General features: G+C 67.6%; 3 protein-coding genes and 1 pseudogene. 2 read left to right on the top strand and 2 right to left on the bottom strand.

Annotation, left to right across the window (positions count from 1 at the left end):
* Both Q0C81_RS17920 and Q0C81_RS17915 read left to right on the top strand, forming a co-directional pair.
* A pseudogene (locus tag Q0C81_RS17920) lies at positions 1-219 on the top strand (fructose-bisphosphatase class I); the annotation flags it as partial.
* Positions 219-851 (top strand): nicotinamidase, encoded by a 633-nt coding sequence (locus Q0C81_RS17915; protein WP_291841142.1) that lies wholly within the window; start codon positions 219-221, stop codon positions 849-851. The pseudogene Q0C81_RS17920 and the gene Q0C81_RS17915, both read left to right, overlap by 1 nt.
* 7 nt (positions 852-858) lie before the next feature.
* Here the strand turns inward: Q0C81_RS17915 and Q0C81_RS17910 are convergent, their stop codons facing one another.
* Together Q0C81_RS17910 and Q0C81_RS17905 are read right to left on the bottom strand one after the other, a co-directional pair.
* Positions 859-2,160 carry a type VI secretion protein ImpB gene (locus Q0C81_RS17910; protein WP_035308993.1) on the bottom strand — a complete coding sequence of 434 codons (1,302 nt, stop codon included), beginning with the start codon at positions 2,158-2,160 and terminating at the stop codon, positions 859-861.
* 116 nt (positions 2,161-2,276) lie between these two features.
* Positions 2,277-2,755, bottom strand: a 479-nt coding sequence (locus Q0C81_RS17905) for an adenosine deaminase (RefSeq protein ID WP_367118040.1), incomplete at its 5' end; no start/stop codon positions are given.

The raw sequence follows: 2,755 nt of genomic DNA, 5'->3' as shown, positions 1-2,755 counted from the left end.
TTCCTCTATCCGTGGGACAAGCGCGAGCCCAACAAGCCAGGCAAGCTGCGCCTGATGTACGAAGGCAATCCGATGGCCTTCCTGGTCGAACAGGCCGGGGGCAAGGCGACGACGGACGGGACGCAGCCCATCCTGGACATCCAGCCCGAGCACCTGCACCAGCGCATCCCCGTCGCCCTGGGCTCGGCCAACGAGATCGACGCCTACGCGGGCGTGTGATGAAGATCGCCGCCACAGACGCCCTCCTGGTCATCGATCCGCAGAACGACTTCTGCGAGGGCGGCGCTCTGGCGGTCGCGGGCGGGGCGGGGATCATGCCCCTGATCAACCGGCTGGCGGACCGGTTCGACCGGGTGATCCTGACCCAGGACTGGCACACGCCGGACCAGATCAGCTTCGCCTCCAACCACCCCGGCGCGGCCCCCTTCACCGAGATCGAGGTCGCCTACGGCCGCCAGATGCTGTGGCCCGATCACTGTATCCAGGGCGCGCCCGGCGCCGACTTCCATCCCGACGCGGCACCCACGGTGCAAAAGGCCCTGGCCGTGATCCGCAAAGGCTACCACCCGGCGGTCGATTCCTATTCCGGCTTCTTCGAGAACGACCATCGCACCCCGACGGGCCTGGCCGGCCTGCTGCGCGACCTGGGCGTGACCCGGGTCTTCCTCGCGGGCCTGGCCTTCGACTACTGCGTCCGCTTCACCGCGGAGGATGCGGTGCGCGAAGGCTTCGAGGCCGTGGTCATCTCCGACGCCAGCCGCGCGATCGCGCCTGAGACGGCGGCGGCGGCGCGGGACAGTTTCCGGGCGCTGGGGGTGTCGGACATTGAGGCTGCGGCCCTGCTGGGTTGATCTCAGCTCACTCCCAGAAATCCTCCGCCTCCGGAATGCGGGTGAAAGCGATCTTGGCGCCGATGAATTCGGGCAGGCCCGCCTTGGGACCGATGCTGACGGTGTCCTTGCCATAGCGGCGATTGAGGGCGTCCAGCGCCTGGGACAGGCGCAGGGACGGGGCCTCGCCGCCCTGATCCGGCCCGGTATCGAACAGGTCCGTCTCGAAGGCGTCACGGGATTTCAGCCCGTGAACCCCGACACCCACATAGCTCAGCCGTCCGGCCTCCAACTCAGGCTCGACCTTGCGCCACAGGACATCCAGCGCGGTCAGCAGGGCGAAGGTGTCCTGCGTCGGCGCGACGGGGCAACTCATAGCCGCCGTCTCCCAGCCTCGCCGGTCGCTTCTGGGCGTCGCCTTCGGTCCCATGTCCAGATGCAGGGTCAGGCTCGCCCCCGTCAGGCCCATTCGCCGCAGCCGCGCCCCGCATTTGACCACCAGCCGCCGCGCCACGGCGCGCGCCTTGTCCGGGGTCCGCATGGCCTGGGCCAGGACGTGGCTGTGGCTGATGGAGGCCGGGGGCTTCTCCGGCGTCGGCTCGCTGTCCAGGCCATGCAGGCCACGCCAGATGCGTTCGCCCTCGATACTGTTCCAGACCGCGCGCGCCTGCCGGGCGCTCATGGTCCACAGGCCTGCGGTGTCCGCGACGCCCGCCGCCTCCAGCCGCAGTCGCATCCGCGGGCCTATGCCGGGATATTTCGACAGCGGCAGGTCCAGCAGCGGGCCGGGCAGTTCGTTCGCTCTCAGGATGGTCAACCCGGCCGGCTTCTTCATGCCGCAGGCGGTCTTGGCCAGGAACCGCGACGGGGCCAGCCCGATGGACGAGCGCAGACAGTCGCCGACATTCTCCAGGATGCCGGCCTGAATCCGTCGAGCCAGGGCGACGGCGTTCGCCTCCTGCCGTTCGGGGCCGAGCAGTTCGCACGAACATTCGTCGATGGAGCCGACCTTCCACACAGGCACGTGGCGGTCGATCTCGGCCATGATCTTCTTGTGGACCGCGACATAGAGGTCCGGCCGCGCCTCGGCGACGATCAGGCCGGGGCACAGTTTGCGCGCCTCTGACACCCGCATCCCCGTGTGGACGCCCCAGGCCTTGCTTTCATAGCTGGCGGCGATGGCCCCGGTGTATTCGCTCATCGCTGGCCGGACGATGACAGGTCTGCCCTGCCAGTCCGGGTTCATCTGCTGCTCGACGCTGGCGAAGAAAGCGTTCAGATCGACGAACAGCCAGCGTAGGCCCGCGCTGTCTTCGTTCGCCTGTTCCATAAACGGAACATATCAGGAACATTTAGCGTCGGGAAGATAAAGTGATGTTTGGCGCACTCTTTGATCCGTCATCCTCGGCACAAGGCCGAGGATGACGGGTGGGGGATGGGATGGCGTCAGACCGCCGCGTAGGCATCCACCTCAGCCAGGAACGCCGCCTTTTCAGTCTCGCCCAGGAACGACCCCTCGAAACTGTTCCGCGCCAACAGCGTCACCTGATCCTTCGTCAGCCCCACCGCCGCCGCCAGCCGGCTGTAGTTGTCGTTCACATACCCGCCGAAATAGGACGGGTCGTCCGAGTTCAGGGTGACGTGCAGGCCCCGGCGCAGCATCTCCGGCACGGGGTGGTTCTTCAGGTCGTCGACCACGCAGAGCTTCAGGTTCGACAGCGGGCAGACGGTCAGGGTCATCTGCTCGCGCGCCAGCCGCTCCACCAGGGCCTCGTCCTCCATCGAGCGATTGCCGTGGTCCATCCTGTCGATGTGCAGCAGGTCCAGCGCCTCGTGGACATAGGCCGGCGGGCCTTCCTCCCCGGCGTGGGCGCACAGTTTCAGGCCCAGCTCGCGCGCGGCGGCGAAGACGCGCTGGAACTTGG

It is taken from the genome of Brevundimonas sp. (assembly GCF_023259385.1).
Classification (GTDB): Bacteria; Pseudomonadota; Alphaproteobacteria; order Caulobacterales; family Caulobacteraceae; genus Brevundimonas.
This window is presented reverse-complemented; position numbering and strand designations above follow the sequence as displayed.

Bases quoted from the DNA above. Each gene is read 5' to 3' on its own strand.
- Q0C81_RS17915 (WP_291841142.1), top strand. From the start codon at position 219: ATGAAGATCGCCGCCACAGACGCCCTCCTGGTCATCGATCCGCAGAAC.
- Q0C81_RS17910 (WP_035308993.1), bottom strand. From the start codon at position 2,160: ATGGAACAGGCGAACGAAGACAGCGCGGGCCTACGCTGGCTGTTCGTC.